This window comes from Antarctobacter sediminis, assembly GCF_019218285.1.
GTDB classification, from domain to species: domain Bacteria; phylum Pseudomonadota; class Alphaproteobacteria; order Rhodobacterales; family Rhodobacteraceae; genus Antarctobacter; species Antarctobacter sediminis.
In genome coordinates, this window is sequence record NZ_JAHUZG010000002.1 from 657251 (window position 1) to 675075 (window position 17825).

Sequence of the window (17825 nt, forward strand, 5' to 3'; positions counted from 1 at the left end):
CCGCGACCTCACACAGCGATATTGTCGATCAACCGGACCCCGGCCAGCCATGCCGCCACCAGCAGGCGCGCGGGCCGGTCGGGACGTTCCAGCAGGGACAGGTCATCATTGGCCCGCAGGTCGAGGTATTCGACCTCGGTGAAGCCAGCTGCCGTCAGCCGAGACTCGGCCGCAGGCCGCAGGTCCGAGGCCCTAGCCCCCCCGCGCAGCCCTTCGGCCATTTCCTCCAACGCCTCGTTCAGTGCTGCCGCCCGTGCCCGCGCCCTGTCAGACAACAGCAGGTTGCGCGAAGACATCGCCAGTCCGTCAATTTCACGGATGGTCGGGCAGCCCATTATCTGACAGGGCAGGTTCAGGTCGGCCACCAGCCGCCGCACCACCTGCAACTGCTGCCAGTCCTTTTCGCCAAAGAACGCCCGGTCTGCCGCCGTCTGCAACAAGAGCTTGGTCACGACGGTCGCCACGCCATCGAAATGGCCGGGCCGGTGCGCGCCGCACAGCACATCGGTCAGCCCCGAAACCGACACCCCGGTGGCAAAGCCCTGCGGATACATTTCATCCCCGTCAGGCACGAAAATCGCGTCCACTGCAAAGCGTTCCAGCTTGCGCGCATCGTCATGTTCGGTGCGCGGATATTTTTCGTAATCCTCGCGGCTGTTGAACTGTTTCGGGTTCACAAAGATCGTCACGATCACCCGGTCGCACTGATCCTTGGCCGCAGCCACAAGGCTCAGGTGCCCGTCATGCAGCGCGCCCATCGTGGGCACCGCCCCGATGGTTTCACCCGCGCGACGCCAGCCATCTGTCATTTCGCGCAATTCGGCAACCGAACGGACAATCGGTGCAATCATGCTTTCTTCTCCGGTTCGGCATCGCCGAAGACATGTTCCGCCGCAGGGAAGGCCCGCGCCCGGACCTCTTCGGCATAGGCGGCAATGGCGGCTTCGCCCTGTTCGCCCAAAGAGGCATAGCGTTTGACGAATTTCGCCTTGAAGGCGGTGAACAGGCCCAGCATGTCATCGACCACGAGGATCTGACCGTCGCAGCCCGCGCTGGCACCGATGCCGATGGTGGGGATCGGCACCTCGGCCGTCACCTCATCCGCCAGCGTTGCCGGCACCTTTTCCAACACCACCGCAAAAGCGCCGGCCTCGGCCACCGCCCGCGCATCGGCCATCAAGGCCTCACCGGCGGCCCCGCGTCCCTGCACCTTGTAGCCGCCCAGCGTGTTGATCGACTGCGGCGTAAGCCCGATATGCGCCATGACCGGCACGCCGCGCTTGACCAGAAAGGCGATCGTCGGCGCCATTTCGACGCCCCCTTCCAGCTTGACCGCCCCGGCCCCAGTTTCCGCCATCAGGCGGGCGGCGTTGCGAAAGGCCTGCTGCGGGCCTTCTTCGTAGGAACCGAACGGCATGTCGATGACCATCATCGCGCGGGACAGGCCCCGCGACACCGCCTGCCCGTGCAGGATCATCATTTCCATCGTGACACCCAGGGTCGATGGCAACCCGTGCAGCACCATGCCAAGGCTGTCGCCTACCAGCACGAAATCGCAGTGCGCGTCCATTATCTGCGCCATCGGCGTCGTATAGGCCGTCAGGCTGACCAGCGGCACGCCGCCCTTTCGGGCCCGGATGTCCTCGGGCATCGGGGCCTTTTTCTTCGCGGTCGCACTCATCCTCGGGTCCTCCCCTTCAACCGGCGCAAGCTCGTGACCCGTCCGGAACACCTCGCGCAACAAAGTTGCGCACCGCATTAGCATTTGCTGCGCCGCAGAACCAGAGGGCAATTGCAGGCCAAGCTTGAACCGGGGGCGGCAAAGCGCAACACTCGGGTCAAAGCAACAGGGAACCCGCCATGAAACTTCGCCTTACCCTCGCGGCCGCCTTGCTCAGCGGCAGCGCCGTCTTTGCCCAGCAGACCGACCTGACCATCGCGATTCAGTTGGAACCGCCGCATCTGGACCCGACCTCGGCCGCCGCCGGGGCCATCGACAGCGTGCTATATGCCAATGTCTTCGAAGGGCTGACCCGCTTTACCGACACCGGCGAGATCGTGCCCGGCCTCGCGCGCAGCTGGGACATTTCCGAGGACGGGCTGACCTATACCTTTCACCTTGCCGAAGGGGTCAAGTTCCACGACGGCACCAGCTTTGACGCCGAGGACGTGAAATTCAGCCTTGACCGCGCCCGGGCCGAGGACAGCACCAATGCGCAAAAGGCGCTGTATTCCGACATCGCCGAAGTGACGGTCATCGACCCCGCCACGGTCGAACTGAAGCTGAATGCGCCCAACGGTAACATGTTGTTCAACCTCGCATGGGGCGATGCGGTCATGGTTGCGCCCGAAAGCATCGAGAACATCAAGACCACCCCCATTGGCACCGGCCCGTTCAAGTTCGACGAATGGAAAAAAGGCGACAGTGTCCACCTTGTCCAGAACCCCGATTACTGGGCCGAAAAGCCCTTCCTTACCGAGGCGACCTTCAAGTTCATCCAGGACCCGACCGCCGCCTTCGCCGCCATGATGGCGCAGGACATCGACGTCTATTCCAATTTCCCCGCCCCGGAAAACCTGCCACAGTTTCAGGCCGATCCGCGTTTTCAGGTCCTGCTGGGGTCTTCCGAGGGCGAGGTCATCCTCTCGACCAACAACAAGCAGCCGCCCTTCGACAACCCGATGGTGCGCGAGGCGCTGGCCCATGCCATCGACCGTCAGGCAATCATCGACGGCGCGATGTTCGGCCTTGGCACGCCCATCGGCACGCATTTCGCGCCGCATAGCCCCGACTATGTCGATCTGACCGGCATGTCCGTCTACGACCCCGATCGCGCGCGCATGTTGCTGGTCGATGCCGGTTACGCCGAAGGGTTCAAGACCACGCTCAAGCTGCCGCCGCCCTCCTACGCCCGTCGCGGCGGCGAGATCATCGCCGCCCAGTTGCGCAACGTCGGGATCGAGGCCGAAATCACCAATCTCGAATGGGCGCAATGGCTGGAAGAGGTCTTTCGCGGCAAGGACTACGGCCTGACCATCGTGATGCACAGCGAACCGTTCGACATCGGCATCTATGCCCGCCCGGATTACTACTTTCAGTATGAAAACCCGGAACTTCAGGCACTGATGGCCACGCTGAACGCGACCACCGATCCCGAAGCGCGCTCGAACATGCTGGCCGAGGCGCAGACCATCATCGCCAAGGACTATGTCAACGGCTACCTGTTCCAGATGGCATGGCCGACGGTGGCCGACGCCCGCGTCGAAGGGCTGTGGGTCAATGCGCCGACACAGGCCAACGACCTGACCAAGGTGCGCTGGTCTCGGTAACGCGCACCTTTGCCCAACAAGGGCCCCTGCATCCCGGCGGATGTGGGGGCCTTTGTTCGTCAGGGCTTCTTGGATCGAAAAAACCCATGCTAGGGTTGCCCGGCATTTCAAGGCAAGGACCCGCGCCCATGTCGATTTTTCCATTCTCCCGTTTCATTCGCCTTTGGACCGCCGGACCAATCTGGATCGTGGCGGTGTTCCTATGCCTGTCGTCCGCCGTACCGGCGGCCACGGTGCAGGAAGGGGCCGCGCCCTGCGATTTCACCTTGGACGGTTCCATCACCGCAGGGGATTTCGACAAGCTGGCCGCCTTTCGAACCAACCCGGACACATGGTACAAAGACGGCCTTTACTGGGAGCCGACGCTCTGCCTGAACAGCCCGGGCGGAAGCCTCTCGGAAGGCGCGAAAATCGCCCGGTTTGTCTATGACACCGGATTGCAGACCCGGATCGGCAACGGCAGCGCATGCTATTCTGTCTGCGCGATCATCTTCATGATGGGCAACAAGCATTCAGGCCCCACTACGGTCGAGGAAACGCGCACGCTGCACATTGGTGGCGACCTTGCCTTCCACAGTCCGTCCATCACAATCGACGGGTCACAAAGCTATGGTGCCGATGAACTGAGATTGGCCTACGAACTTGGCGTCGAAAGCATCCTGAACATCGTCGAACTGGCCAACCTGCAACGACGCTATGAATCCGGGGCCATGATGCACCCCGGCCTGATCGGCGCGCTGCTGGACACACCTGCCAACCAGCTGTTTCACATTACCACTATCGAACAGGCGCTCAGTTGGGACATCGGGCTGGAAGGCGTGCCAGAACACCTGCCCCAAATGGACGTGCAACGGTCGATGACCTGCGAAAACGCGTTGTCCCGCGGCTATCGCCGCCCGTCCGAGATTTATGGCGGGACCGACAATCACTTTCTGACAGCAGATGTCTTTGCGCTGGCACCGCTCAGCACCACCGCGCAATACCGGCTTTTCTGGGATTACCAGCCCGAGGATCTGGACCATGGGCTGGTGTTCAGCTTTCGCTATTGGGACCTGCCCGTCGAATGCCGTGTCAAACTGAACAACGGCAAGGTCGAGGTCTGCGGGTTCGACAGCAGGTTCCAGCTCGAGATCGGCGACTGCCAGTCCGACCGCTTCGTTCGGCTGCCGCACTACGCCCGTTATCACCCGCAGACCGAGTTCCGGACGCTCGACCGCACCGGGATTTCGGCCGATATCTTGCGCGCGGCCCGGTGTTCTTGGCGCTCGGTTTCGGGGGCGACGCTGCGCGAAGAGGCCTGCACGCAGGCCATCGACATGTTCCAGCGCGCGGATCGCAAATTCGCCCGCCACACCCTGCACTGGCCCAACGGTGAACGGACAGTGGTCGAGATCGCCACCAAACCCGGTTTCGGGATCGATGATGCCATCGACATCTTTCGCGTCGATGGCGAAGCGGCCGAGCCGGTCGCCGGTATGCAACACTGCCTAATGCTGCCGCGGTCAGGCCAATCCATCTGTGTCAGCGAGGCACAATGACCGAACCACGCAACGACATCCCCGGCTTCTCCCCGGCGCGCGCCACGCTGGACGGGGTCGAGATCGCCTATGAAAGCGGCGGCAATGGCCCGCCTTTGCTTCTCCTCCATGGATTTCCCCAGACCCGCGCCATGTGGGCCGAGGTCGCGCCGGATCTGGCACGCGATTTCACCGTCGTCTGCCCCGATCTGCGCGGCTATGGCGAAAGCACCAAACCCACCGGTGTCAGCAGCTACAGCTTCCGCGAAATGGCGCGCGACATGCGCCTGCTGATGCAGTCACTGGGGCACGACAGTTTTCACGTGGCGGGCCACGACCGGGGCGCACGCACGGCACATCGCATGGCGCTGGACACGCCCGGGGCCGTGCGCAGCCTTACCGTCATGGATATCGTTCCCACGCATTTCCTGCTGGATCGCCTGACCCATCCCGTCGCCAAGGCCTATTACCACTGGTTCTTTCTGGCCCAACCCGAACCCTTCCCCGAAAATATGATCGCGGCCGATCCGGACGCCTATTACGAAAGCTGTCTTCTGGGGTTCGGCAAGGCCAGCCTTGCGGATTTCAAACCGGCGCAACTGGCCGCCTACCGTGCCGCATGGTCCGATCCGGACTGTCGCCGCGCCATGTGCGACGATTATCGCGCCGCGATCGAGGTCGACTTCGACCTCGACGCCAAGGACCTTGGCCGCCGCGTCACCTGCCCGGCGCTGGTCCTTTATGGCGCGGAGGGCGCCATGGCCCGCGCCTTCGACGTTCCCGGAACATGGGCTGACCGGCTTTCCGACATGACCTCGCGATCCATCCCCGGCGGTCATTTCTTCATCGACCAGTCACCTGCGGACACGGTCCGCGCGCTGCGGAAGTTTCTGCACAGCTGACCTCTGGACGCCCGGCCAAGCCGCTCATACGGTGCCTTCATGCTGGCCTATCTGACACGACGCCTGATCTCGCTGATCCTCAGCCTCGCCGTCGCCTCGGCGGTGATCTTCCTCGTGGTCGAGGTCGCCCCGGGCGATCCGGCCAGCTACATGCTGGGCATCAACGCCCAGCCGGAAACCGTCGCCGCCCTGCGCGCGGAACTGGGTCTCGATCAATCGCGCCTGCAACGGTACGCTAGCTGGACCACCGGCATGCTGACCGGCGATTTCGGCACCTCCTACACCTACCGCGCCCCGGTGGCCGAGATGATCGGCGAACGGCTCTGGATCTCGCTACCGCTGGCGCTTTATGCGCTGACGCTGGCGATTCTGCTGGCCTTTCCCGCCGGGCTGATCGCCGCCGCCACGCGGGGGCGCGCACCCGATCTTGCCGTCATGGGCTTTTCGCAACTTGGGGTCGCGGTGCCAAATTTCTGGTTCGCCATGCTGCTGGTGCTGGGTTTTGCCATCACGTGGCGGATCTTTCCCTCCGGCGGCTTTCCCGGCTGGGACAACCCGATGCAGGCGATCCGCGCGCTCACCCTGCCCGCCGTGGCGCTGGCCCTTCCCCAAGCCGCCATCCTTGCCCGCGTCCTGCGCTCTTCACTGATCGACGCCCTGTCCGAGGATTACATCCGCACCGCCCGCGCCAAAGGGTTAAGCCGCACGCAGACCCTGTGGCGCCACGGCGTTCGCAACGCGCTGATCCCGGTGCTGACCATCATCGGGCTGCAATTCTCCTTCCTGATCGCCGGGGGCATCATCATCGAACAGGTCTTCTACCTGCCGGGCCTTGGGCGGCTGATCTTTCAATCCATCAGCCAGCGCGACCTGATCGTCGTCGAATCCACTGTCATGCTTCTGGTCTTCGCGGTGATTGTCGTGAACTTCCTTACCGACCTCGCCTATGCGCTGGCCGACCCAAGGTTGCGCCGCGGATGAGCCGGAACCTCATTCTCGGCGGCACGCTGACCGCACTGTTCCTCGGGGCCGCGTTGCTGTCCTTTTTCTGGACACCGGGCGATGTGACCGCGATGGACATCCCCGCCCGGCTGCGCCCACCCGATACCGACAACCTCCTTGGCACCGATCACTTCGGCCGTGACATCCTGTCGATGCTCATGGTCGGGGCCCGCACCTCCATCGCGGTGGCGCTGGTGGCGGTGGGCATCGGCCTTGGTCTCGGCGTGCCGCTGGGCCTTGCCGCCGCCGCAAACCGCGGCGGCATGCTGGACGAACTGATCTCGCGCACGTCGGACCTCATCTTCGCCTTCCCCAGCCTCGTCATCGCGATCCTCATCACCGCCGTCTTCGGCCCCGGTGCGATCAACGCGATCCTTGCCATCGGCATCTTCAACATTCCCGTATTTGCCCGCCTGACCCGAGGCGCGGCGCTGTCGCTCTGGACCCGCGATTTCATCCTCGCCGCGCGCGTGGCGGGCAAGACCGCGCCCCGCATCAGCGCCGAACACATCCTGCCCAACATCGCCAACCTGCTGATCGTGCAAAGCACAATCCAGTTCTCGCTGGGCATCCTTGCCGAGGCCGGGCTCAGCTACGTGGGCCTTGGCGCCCAGCCGCCAGTGCCCTCCTGGGGACGGATGCTCGCCGATGCGCAGACGCTGGTCTCGCTGGCCCCCCATGTCGCGGTGATCCCCGGCCTGACCATTGTCTTCATGGTGCTCGGGCTGAACCTGATGGGCGACGGACTGCGTGACGCGCTCGACCCGCGGCTCAAGGTCATGCGCACATGACCCCTTCTTCTGTCCGTAAATATCCCGGGGGAGGCCGCAGGCCGGGGGCAGAGCCCCCACTGCTCGACATCTCCGCTCTCACGGTCGGGATCCACGGCAAGCGCATCCTTGACGCGATCGACCTGCACATCGCCCCGGGCGAGATCCTCGCCCTGACCGGCGAATCCGGCTCCGGCAAGTCGATGACCGCCCTTGCCGCCATGGGGTTGCTGCCACAGGGCGCCCGGGCGCGGGGCACCATCTCGCTCGACGGAACCGATCTCTTGGCGCTGCCCGAACGAAAACTTTGCGCCATTCGCGGCAATGACATCGGCATGGTCTTCCAAGAGCCGATGACCGCGCTCAACCCGGTGCAGACCATCGGCCGGCAAGTGGCTGAAACCATCCTCCAGCACCTCCCCCGTACCCCCCGCGCCAAGGCACGAGATCAGGCACGCGAGGCGCTCCTGCGCTGCGGGCTGGACCTACCGCTGTCGCGCTATCCGCATGAACTGTCGGGGGGACAGCGGCAAAGGGTCGTGATCGCCATGGCCATCGCCCTGCGCCCGCGGCTTCTGATCGCCGATGAACCCACCACCGCGCTCGACGTGACGACGCAGGCGCAGATCCTAGACCTGTTGCAGGATCTCACCCGGTCCGAGGGCATGGCCCTGATGATGATCACCCATGACCTTGCCGTGGTAGCCAAAATGGCCGACCGCATCGCCGTCATGCAGAATGGCCACATCGTCGAAAGCGCGCCAACAGCGCAGCTTATGAAAGACCGCCGCCACCCTTACACTCAGGCCCTGTTCCGCGCGTCCGGCCACCGACCGCAACTGCCGCCACGCCGCGAAACCGGGCCGCTGCTTCAGGCCCGGAACGTCACCTGCACCTACCCCCTGCCCCGCCCGCATCCCTTTGCGCGGCGCCCCGGCTTTACCGCCGTCCGAGATGTCAGTTTTCACATCGAACGGGGCGAGCGCATCGGACTTGTCGGAGAATCCGGCTGTGGCAAATCCACCCTGACGCGCGCACTGCTTGGTCTGACGCCAATTGCTGGCGGCAGCATTACGCTGGACGGGGAACAGGTTTTTGACGGCCCCCGGCCCAATCCCTCTGTCCGTCGCCGCATACAGGTCGTCTTTCAGGACCCTTACAGCAGCTTCAATCCAAGGCACAGGGTCGCACGGCTGATCACCGAACCCTTTCACCTGATGCCAGACCCACCACAGGGCCGTGCCCGCGACGAGGCCATCGCCGAGGCGCTTACCGCCGTTGGTCTGTCCCCCGAAGATGCCGGAAAGCACATCCACGCCTTTTCCGGGGGCCAGCGTCAAAGGCTCGCCATTGCCCGCGCGCTCATCATCCGGCCCGAACTGATCGTCTTTGACGAAGCCGTGTCCGCGCTGGACGTCCGGGTGCGGGCCCAAATCCTCGACCTTATGGCGGACCTCAGCGCCGCTTATGGCCTTGCCTATCTCTTCATCAGCCATGACCTGTCAGTGGTCCGCGGCGTGACCGATCGCGTCATGGTCATGCGCGCCGGGCGGATCGTCGAAGAAGGCGCAACCGAACAGGTTTTTTCGGCACCGACCCATCCCTACACCCAGAGCCTTCTGGCCGCTGCCCCGCAACTGCCCGATCTCGGCGCCGCCTGACTGGCATAACCGGGCTTCGGCCCGCGCCAAAGGGCTGGCGGGCGGGCGCTTTTGCGGCGCAGCCGCAAACAGTCCCGTCCCGGCAGTGATCCCACTGGACCTTCGCCGTGACAGGTCGCAGGATGCCTGAAAAGGGAGGAAAACCATGCGTTTCGAAAACCGCCACGCGGTGGTCACGGGCGGTGCTTCGGGCATCGGCGCGGCCATCACCGCGCGCCTTGCTACCGAAGGTGCCCAGGTCACCGTCTGGGATATTTCCGAGGCCAACCTCGCCGCCTTCCAAGACAAGCCAAACATTCGGACCCGACAGATCGACGTGACCGATGCCACTGCCGTCAGCCGCGCCATGGCCGAGGATCAGACCGCCATGGGCGGGCTGGACACGCTTGTCTGTTCCGCCGGGATCACCGGCCCGAACACCACTGTGATCGAATATCCCACCGATGCATGGAAGCAGGTCTTCGATCTCAACGTCCACGGGCTTTTCTATTGCAACCGCGCCGCCGCCGCGCTGATGCGGCCCGCGGGCTTTGGCCGGATCGTCAACATGGCCTCCATCGCCGGCAAGGAGGGCAATCCCAACGCCTCGGCCTATTCCGCCTCCAAGGCTGCCGTGATCGGACTGACCAAATCACTGGGCAAGGAACTGGCCGACACCCGGATCACGGTGAATGCCATTGCGCCCGCCGCTGTCCACACGGCGATCTTTGACCAGATGACCGATGATTTCATCGCCTACATGAAATCCAAGATCCCGATGGGCCGCTTTGGCTCTGTCGAGGAAATCGCCGCCATGGCCTGCTGGCTGGCCTCTGACGAGGCGAGCTTTACCACCGGGGCGGTCTTTGACCAGTCCGGCGGGCGCGCTGTCTATTAGGGAGAGGGATCATGAGACTGGAAGGGAAACGCGCCATCGTGACCGGCGGCGGTTCGGGTTTTGGCGAAGGGATCGTCACCCGATTTGCTGCGGAGGGCGCTCAGGTCGTCGTGGCCGACATCAATCTGGACAACGCCCGCAAAGTGGCCGAAGCGACCGGCGCGCATCCTCTGCACACCGATGTCGCAGACGGGGCAAGTGTCCGCGCCCTGATCGCGCTGGCCACCGAACAGATGGGGGGCATCGACATCCTTGTGAACAACGCAGGCATCACCCATCTGCCCGCGCCGATGGAAACCGTCAGCGAAGAGGATTTTGATCGCGTCTTTGCGGTGAACTGCAAGTCGGTCTACCTGACGGCCCGCGCGCTGGTTCCGCAACTGAAGGCGCAAGGATCGGGCGCAATCCTCAACATCGCCTCCACCGCAGGCGTGTCGCCCCGCCCCAACCTCAACTGGTACAACGCCTCCAAGGGCTGGATGAACACGGCAACCCGGGCAATGGCCGTCGAACTGGCCCCGGCAGGCATCCGGGTGAACGCGTTGAACCCGGTCGCGGGCGAAACACCCCTGTTGGCCAGCTTTATGGGCGAAGACACGCCAGAGATGCGGGCCAAGTTCCTTTCGACGATACCTCTGGGCCGTTTCTCGACTCCGCGTGACCTTGCCAATGCCGCGCTGTTCCTTTGCTCGAACGAAGCCGACATGATCACCGGCACCTGCCTTGAGGTCGACGGGGGACGCTGCATCTGACGCGCTGGCCGGGCATCGTTTTTCTTGCCAAGTTGCGCCTGCCCGGCCACTCTTTCCCCATGTTTCGCTTTGCCCTTTTCAGCCTGCTCTTTCTTGCGGCCTGCGGCCGGACCGTGACGCCCAGCGAAACCGCGTTTCTCCGGGCGTTCCATGGCGAGAGCCTTGATCCCGGCAAGATCCGGATCATCGACGGCAACCCGGCCGGCGCAGTCACCTATGAAATTCCGGTCCGCCCCCGAACCACCTGTCAGGAACGGATCTGGCCACCGCTGAACAAGGCGCGGACGGTCACGGTATCACCCGCTGCAACGGTGGTGTTCAACAAGATGCTGCTGCGGGATGACATCTACCGCGAGGATTTTCTCAAGGGTTATCCGCATCAGATCGACCTGTTCGACGCCATGCTCTTTGCCCATGAGGCAACCCATGTCTGGCAATGGCAGAACCGCAAACTGACCGGCTATCACCCGCTCAAGGCGGCGCGCGAACACGCCCAAAGCGATGACCCCTACCTGTTCGACACCGAAGCCGCCCGCGATTTTCTTGACTTCGGCTATGAACAACAAGGCAGCATCGTCGAGGAATATGTCTGCTGCCGTCTGCTGGATCCAAACGCGCCGCGCACAGACCGGCTGCGGGCGATGATCGGGAAATACATGCCGATCGACCGGCTGGACGCGGCGATCGACAGGCCCCGTGTCATCCTGCCGTGGAAAGACGCACAAACCAACGGGATCTGTCGCATCACCAGCGGGTGAACGATCAGTCCGTTTCGACCCTTTGCAGCTCCATCAGGTAGGCGACCAGATCGACCACCGGCTGCGAGGTCAGGATCGGCTGGCCCGCATCAGTCTTCATCGGCACGTCAAAGCTCTGCTCAAAGAAATCGCCAAAGACCGGCATCGGCGAGCCATGCGCCACCAGCGGGTCCCGCCCATCGATTCTTTGCACCACGCGGAACAGGGGAAAGACCCCACCGTTCCGGATCGTCAGTTCGGTCAGGTTGCTGGGTGGAATCGTCAGAACCCCCGCCATGGGGCCATCGCCCCGCCCTTCCAGCCCATGGCACGTGGCGCAGTGCGAATAATAATGGGCGCGTCCAATGTCGGCATCCTGCGCCAGCGCAGGCGCGGCCAGAAGGCACAGCAGGGCAATACGGGCGATCATCAACATATCCTCCGGTTGGTGGTTGCAGTAACTGTGCCATGACCCCGCACGTCAAAACATGACTCCGGTCAATTTTGGCAAACGACAGGCCTGCGCTACAGTGGCGCCAAAGGGGGAATGCCCATGCGGATTCTACTTATGGCGCTGTTGCTTTGGGCCGGGATCGCCCGGGCGCAGGACACGGATCTGGAGCTTGTGCTACTGGCGGATGCGTCGGGCAGCATCGACCAGCGCGAAATCCTGTTTCAGCGTCAGGGTTATGCCGAGGCGATCACCGATCCCGAGGTTCTGGCCGCCATTGCGAACACGGCTTATGGCAATATCGCGGTGACCTATGTCGAATGGGCCGCCAATCAGGCCGTCGTGGCCGATTGGCGGTTGATCGACGGCCCGTCCAGCGCTCGGGCCTTTGCCGATGAACTTATGGCCAAACCCCGGCAGGCCTATGGCCGCAACGCCATCGGCGCTGCCCTGCTCGAGGCCTTGCGGCTGATGGACACCAATGAGTTCGACGGCTGGCGGCGTGTCATCGACTTTTCGGGTGACAGTGTGAATTCCTATTCCGGTCCGCCTATCGCCGTGGCGCGCGAAAAAGTGCTTGCCGCCGGGGTGACGATCAACGCGCTGCCGATCCTGCGGCCCGACGATCCCGGACGTGCGCACGGCGGACTGGAGGCGCTCTATGCCGAACGGATCATCGGGGGAACCGGGGCTTTTGTCGTGACAGCCGAAAACCGCGCCAGTTTTGCCGAAGCGGTCAAACGCAAACTGATCCTCGAAATCTCGGGCACGGTCCCGCGACGGCAGGTTGCGGGGCGTTAGGGTCAGCTGACGGCGGTCAGATGCGCGGCGGGGTGGCGGGCCTCTTGCGGCCATGCAACGGGTGTTCCGTCGCGGCGCAACTCTGCATAGCCACGCCCAAATCGGCGCGGGTGGGCCTGTACATGCAGGCTTTGCCCGTCGAAATCCCGGAAAGACAGATCCGCGCTGCGGTTGTCCTGTTCCATCCGATCGCGCAGCAGATGCAGGGCGATGGCCTGCCCCAACCGCAAGTCCTGAATGTTCTCGGATGGGAAAAACCCGCCCGAAACGCAGCGCAACAAGCCGATATTGGCCGCCAGACGGTCCGCCTGATCCTCTAGCGCAAGCGCGGGGGCGCGCTGCCCCACCGGCTGCAACTGGGTTCGGCGCGAGGTATCGAACACCGCCTTGATCAAAGTCGCCAAGACACCGGCGACAACCACATGGGCGCCAAGGTCTGACGGATTCAGGTGCTGCCGCTCGGGGCCGGCAAGAGGCAGGAACAGGGCCGGATCGGACCGTTGCGGCCCACGGCGCGCACGATTGGCGCGGCTGACCCAATGCAAGAGGTTCGGCGCAGCAGCCGCAAGCTCTTCGGCGGCGATGCGATAGCCTTCGCCCCCCGCCACGGCGCGGTCATCCTGTGAAAGCCAGGCGGTCATCTGCGCGGCCACCACTGCCGGACGCGACAGCCGCCCTTTTTGCGCGGCCTGCGCCTGAACAAACTGGCAGGCAAGGGATTCACCCTCTGCCATCAGCGACATCAGCCGCGAACCGGTCCACAGCTCTGGCCCCGGCAGTCCGCTGGCCATCGCCATGCCCCGCGCCAAAGCGATCAGCGCGGCATTGTGAAAGGGACGCGCCGCCGGCGTCCGGTGCAATGCGGCGGCACGGTCCCCCAACGAAGGATCAAGCGGCGGCAGGACGGCGGACCACGGCAACTGCAATCCGGCACGGCTGTGATCCGCGCACCAACCGATCCACTCGGACAAAGGCGCATCTTCGGAAGGCCACTCACCTGCGGCACGCGGCGTGGTCGAGACCATGTGATCGCTGTCCCAGAAAGCCGACAAGACCGGCCCGCCCCCTCGCAGCGCCACACCGCCGCGCAGCAGGCTGCGCAGGGTAAACTGCCCCTCTGCGTTCCGGCGCAGCGCCCGACGTTGCGCTGCCTCGTCCTGCCCGGATTCCGTTGCCGCCTGTCGGGCAGCCGCACCGCCATCGAACCAGCCAAGGTTGCGCAATTCGCACAGCAACTCATGCATTGTGAACCGCGTGGCGCCATCGATCCGGACGGCGCAATGCGGATCCTGCAAGGCTTCGGCCCGCAGATCCTGTACAAGCCCGAGAGCAAAGATTTCGGCCATGTCGGCGGCCAGTTCCGCAGCCGACAGGCTTGGCGCAGGCGGCAGTGTGATACGGTCACGCAGCGACTTGCCCTTGCCGTCCCCATGGATCACGCCGAACCTTGCTTTTGAACTTTTGCCTGCCATGGTCAATCCCCCGGCCAATCCACCCCGATGCCCGTCATTGACGGTGCGTTAACCCGACATTGCACCGCCCCCGTGAACCCATCGCAAACGGCCCGCAATCGAAACGTGAAACTGTTATGAAATTCCCCCCATCCGTGGCAAAGCGCCGCCCTGTGCGGCGTGAATTTCCCGCAAACAACCGCGCCCGCAACGCGGCTTCCTTGACCCGGGGGGCAAAAGCCCCTTTTCTGAAGGCGGGCGAAAATGTCCTGTCGGATCAGAGGGATCATCATGTCGCATAGCTGGACGAACCCAAGCGAGCACGCCTTTCGCGACGCCTATCTGGACTGGTCACGATTGATCGGGCTCAGGCGCGACATGCTGCCGCCGGCCCGCCCGGACCGCGGACCGGAATACGCCCCAGTCTTTGTCCGGTTGAAGACGGCCGAGGATGCGCAGGCCGCCCGGACGGCGCTGCGCAATCACGTTCAGGATTCCGACGGCCCCCTGCGCATGGACAGCACGGAATTCGCAGCCCTGACGGCACGGATCAACGACCCCGCCGAACTGGCCGCACTCCCAGACGAATACATGCTGTATCGCCGCGTCGGCACTGCCGCAAATGCGCATGCCCCCCTGTTCGAGGTGATCGATACGGGATGTCCTGTTCAGATGCAGAGCGATGCGCCACCCCCCGGACCGGCAGGCCCTGTGCCGCCGACAGCCTCGCCCGGCGCGCCGATCGTTGCGATCATCGACGATGGCATCGGCTTTCTCAACGCACGGTTCTGCCGCAATGCGCCCCACCGCAAAACGCGGTTTCATGCCTTGTGGCTACAGGCGCTGGAACAGCATGCAGAACAACCGAAGGGAACCTTGGCCGGGCGCATCATGGACCCGGACGAGATCGACGCAATGCTGGCCACGGGCGATGAACGCGATGTCTATGCCCGTCTGAACGCCGCGCTGTACCCCGGAAAAACACGGGATGAAACCGGGTTTGGCACCACCCATGGCACGCATGTTCTGGACCTTGCCGCCGGGGCGGACCCCGGCGATGACAATGACCCGGTGCGCGACTGGCCGCTTCTGGGGGTGCAACTGCCGCCCGAAAGCATCGACGATACCTCGGGCACGTGGTTTGAAAGTTATCTGGTGATGGGACTGCGCTGGGTCTTGCGTCAGGCCCGGCAAGTCGATCCGGACGCACCGGTGATCGTCAATATCTCACTTGGTGTTCTGGCGGGCCCCAAGGACGGATCGCGCTTTGTTGAATATCAGGCCACACGCGAAGCCCGGCTTTGGGAACGGGCGACAGGACAGCCCGTGCGGCTGGTCTGGGCTTTTGGCAATGGCTATCGCAGCAGCCAAGTGGCGTCGATCACCACAAAGGGGGCGCCTTCGGAACTGACGTGGCGCGCCCAGCCCGACGATGAGACCGCCAGCTTTGTCGAGATCCATTGCCGGGACGCCGGATCATTGGGTTTGCAGGTTGGTCTGACAGCACCGGATGGTACGGCATCGGGCCCGATGCCAATGGCTCCCGGTGAGATCCGCTCGCTCGAACGGCCTGATGGCGCGGCCATGGCTCGCATCTATCACGTGGCGGCACGACACCGCGATGAAACGACCGAGGAACAGGCACATTACGTTCTGGCCCTTGCGCCAACGCGCGGTCAAAAGACCGGCGAACCGGAAGCCTTGCCCGGTGCCTGGACCGTGACCGTTCAGGGTGGCGGAGAGATTCTGCTTCAGGTTCAGCGCGATGACGCGATCCGCGGGGCGGAAGTACGCGGGCGGCAATCCTACCTCGATCACCCTGCCGCCTATGACTGGGACCCCGAACGCGCCGCCTATGTTGCCCCCGGCAACGGCCCGATCACCGACGCCGGCACGCACAGTGCCTTTGTCACCGCCCAGTGCCGGCAATCCTTCTGCGTTGGGGCGGCCGTTGCGTCGGACAGCCTGGGATCGCCCTGTGCAGATGCCTTCCATCCCGCCGCCTACAGCGCCCAAGGCGCGGCATGGTCGATGGGTGGACCGACGGTTTCAACACCGGTCGGAACGGGCGCCTTTGCACAGGGACTGCGCGCGGCGGGCACGCTCAGCGGCAGCACCCGGCGGCTTCAGGGCACCAGCGCCGCCGCCGGACACGTGACCCGCGCGCTTGGCCTGTCCTCGGCGCGTCTGGTCGCAAACGTCAACAACCCTGCCTCGGGCAAGCTGGACGACATCGACCCGGCCTATCTGGTTACGACGGACCAGCAGGATGCCCGGCTTGGCGCGGCCATTGTGACCGTCGCGGGAACGCTGCCCGTCAGCTAGGCAGGTTTACCATTCATCCTTGGCCTCGTCCCACATCTTGGCCAGCCAGCCGGGCACCATCCCGGCAGGCAGAGACAACGTGGTGGTTTCGATTTCCAGCGGGTTGTTCAGCGCCTCGACCATCCGCGACAGGGTAAAGTCGCCATCGTAGGTCGCGCCGTGGAAGATGCGCACAGGCGTCTGCGCCACGCCGTCCAGAAGGTTGATCAGCGCCTCGGCCACGCTGACGCCCAGAACCGCGCCCGCCATGCTGTCAGTCGGGAAATGCACCCCCGCCACGGTGCGGTTCATCGCGATCCGCTCGGCGTGGCGATACAGTTCGCTGCCTGCGGTGATCTGCTGAACCGGGTCAACCGCCGCGTTCATGAACAACCGCGACAACAGCGTGGCGCAGGCAAAGGCCTCGGTCGCGTGTCCCGACGGCCACGCCCCGTGACCCGGCGTTTGAATCAGCGGCTGAACCTTGCGGGACATGGCGATGGGACGGGCCACGTCAAACCCGTGTTTCAAAGGCATTTCAATGGCCGTACACAGCCGCAGCATCGCCTGGTTCAGCGCCAGCGTCCATTTGGTTGCATCCGGGGCCATGTACCCGACAAGGCCGAAAAAGCTCTGGATGTCGCCGGTCTGCATGATGATCTCGTTCAACCGGTCGGCCCGCAGATCCGCATAGGTCCGCAGGTAAGGCAGTTGCTTGTCCGCCAGATGGCCGTTGCCCGGGGCCTCCAGCGTCACAAGGGGCGCGCCCCCTATTGCGACCGTGCCTGTCGCGGGCCGGCTGCTGGTTTGCGCCTCCAGCGTGACGTTGAACATGCCCTGAAGGCAGGCATCCATGACCGCCCGGCGCGGCCCGGTGGCCATAGCGGTCAGGGCGTCCCAACCGCTGCGCCCTTCCTGTTTCGGAACCCGGTCCGCGGAACCGTCCCAATGCCCGACGGTCCCGTCCCGAGCCAGCCCAAGGGCGGAACTGGAAAACGTATTGTCCGGCCCGCCCTGCGAGTTTTCCGCAGCCTGACTATTTTGCGAATTTTGCGAGTTCTGGGAGTTTTGCGAATTCCGGCTGTTTTGGGAATTCTGAGAGTTCTGTGAATTATAAAGACCGGAGACAGGCATGGTTTCCTCACAAATTTTGGCGCAAGTTTTTGGCACTGCCTGCCACAGGTCAAAGCCTAACTGCCTGTGGGCGATTTATTTTGCGGAAATTTCACGTCCGTTGCCGCGTCGTCACGGCAATGCTAGTTTCGCCCCA

The 17825-nt window shown here is 64.0% G+C and carries 16 protein-coding genes; 11 read left to right on the forward strand and 5 right to left on the reverse strand.

Annotation, left to right across the window (positions count from 1 at the left end):
* Positions 1 to 8: 8 nt before the first annotated feature.
* Positions 9 to 851 (reverse strand): pantoate--beta-alanine ligase, encoded by an 843-nt coding sequence (gene panC / locus KJP30_RS11095; RefSeq protein WP_218449213.1) that lies wholly within the window; start codon positions 849 to 851, stop codon positions 9 to 11.
* Positions 848 to 1681, reverse strand: coding sequence for a 3-methyl-2-oxobutanoate hydroxymethyltransferase (gene panB, locus KJP30_RS11100; protein ID WP_218449217.1), 834 nt, complete (start codon positions 1679 to 1681; stop codon positions 848 to 850). The genes panC and panB overlap by 4 nt, the downstream gene beginning before the upstream one ends.
* Positions 1682 to 1860: 179 nt before the next feature.
* Between panB and KJP30_RS11105 the strand changes: the two genes are divergently transcribed.
* The 9 genes from KJP30_RS11105 to KJP30_RS11145 all read left to right on the forward strand — a co-directional run bounded on the left by KJP30_RS11105 (position 1861) and on the right by KJP30_RS11145 (position 11569).
* Positions 1861 to 3330, forward strand: a complete 1470-nt coding sequence (locus tag KJP30_RS11105) for an ABC transporter substrate-binding protein (protein WP_218449219.1) — start codon at positions 1861 to 1863, stop codon at positions 3328 to 3330.
* A gap of 128 nt (positions 3331 to 3458) precedes the next feature.
* On the forward strand, positions 3459 to 4868 hold the full coding sequence (locus KJP30_RS11110; protein ID WP_218449221.1) for a hypothetical protein: 1410 nt from the start codon (positions 3459 to 3461) through the stop codon (positions 4866 to 4868).
* The gene (locus KJP30_RS11115; protein ID WP_218449222.1) at positions 4865 to 5749 is read left to right on the forward strand and encodes an alpha/beta fold hydrolase; all 885 of its coding nucleotides are present in this window, start codon (positions 4865 to 4867) and stop codon (positions 5747 to 5749) included. Before KJP30_RS11110 ends, KJP30_RS11115 begins: the two co-directional genes overlap by 4 nt.
* A gap of 39 nt (positions 5750 to 5788) precedes the next feature.
* Positions 5789 to 6730: an ABC transporter permease gene (locus KJP30_RS11120; protein WP_218449223.1), complete on the forward strand. Its 942-nt coding sequence runs from the start codon at positions 5789 to 5791 to the stop codon at positions 6728 to 6730.
* On the forward strand, positions 6727 to 7542 hold the full coding sequence (locus tag KJP30_RS11125; protein ID WP_218449226.1) for an ABC transporter permease: 816 nt from the start codon (positions 6727 to 6729) through the stop codon (positions 7540 to 7542). Before KJP30_RS11120 ends, KJP30_RS11125 begins: the two co-directional genes overlap by 4 nt.
* Positions 7539 to 9182, forward strand: coding sequence for an ABC transporter ATP-binding protein (locus KJP30_RS11130; protein ID WP_218449227.1), 1644 nt, complete (start codon positions 7539 to 7541; stop codon positions 9180 to 9182). The genes KJP30_RS11125 and KJP30_RS11130 overlap by 4 nt, the downstream gene beginning before the upstream one ends.
* 145 nt (positions 9183 to 9327) lie before the next feature.
* Positions 9328 to 10059, forward strand: coding sequence for an SDR family NAD(P)-dependent oxidoreductase (locus KJP30_RS11135; protein ID WP_218449228.1), 732 nt, complete (start codon positions 9328 to 9330; stop codon positions 10057 to 10059).
* Positions 10060 to 10070: 11 nt separating this feature from the next.
* Positions 10071 to 10811, forward strand: coding sequence for a glucose 1-dehydrogenase (locus tag KJP30_RS11140; protein WP_218449230.1), 741 nt, complete (start codon positions 10071 to 10073; stop codon positions 10809 to 10811).
* A 59-nt stretch (positions 10812 to 10870) separates the two neighbouring features.
* Entirely contained in the window at positions 10871 to 11569 is a 699-nt protein-coding gene (locus tag KJP30_RS11145) for a hypothetical protein (protein WP_218449232.1), read from the forward strand.
* A gap of 4 nt (positions 11570 to 11573) precedes the next feature.
* On the opposite strand, the gene KJP30_RS11150 is transcribed toward KJP30_RS11145, so the two are convergent.
* A complete protein-coding gene (locus KJP30_RS11150; protein WP_218449233.1) occupies positions 11574 to 11984 on the reverse strand; it encodes a c-type cytochrome in 411 nt (136 codons plus the stop codon).
* Between the two features lie 117 nt (positions 11985 to 12101).
* On the opposite strand from KJP30_RS11150, the gene KJP30_RS11155 reads away from it, so the two are divergent.
* Entirely contained in the window at positions 12102 to 12800 is a 699-nt protein-coding gene (locus KJP30_RS11155; protein ID WP_218449234.1) for a DUF1194 domain-containing protein, read from the forward strand.
* Between the two features lie 2 nt (positions 12801 to 12802).
* On the opposite strand, the gene KJP30_RS11160 is transcribed toward KJP30_RS11155, so the two are convergent.
* Positions 12803 to 14272, reverse strand: coding sequence for a bromoperoxidase (locus KJP30_RS11160; RefSeq protein ID WP_218449235.1), 1470 nt, complete (start codon positions 14270 to 14272; stop codon positions 12803 to 12805).
* Positions 14273 to 14542: 270 nt separating this feature from the next.
* On the opposite strand from KJP30_RS11160, the gene KJP30_RS11165 reads away from it, so the two are divergent.
* On the forward strand, positions 14543 to 16576 hold the full coding sequence (locus tag KJP30_RS11165; protein WP_218449236.1) for a S8 family serine peptidase: 2034 nt from the start codon (positions 14543 to 14545) through the stop codon (positions 16574 to 16576).
* Between the two features lie 6 nt (positions 16577 to 16582).
* Here KJP30_RS11165 and KJP30_RS11170 read toward each other — a convergent pair whose 3' ends face one another.
* Complete coding sequence (locus KJP30_RS11170; RefSeq protein WP_224874129.1) at positions 16583 to 17437, reverse strand: phosphatase PAP2 family protein; 855 nt, start codon at positions 17435 to 17437, stop codon at positions 16583 to 16585.
* Positions 17438 to 17825 lie beyond the last annotated feature (388 nt).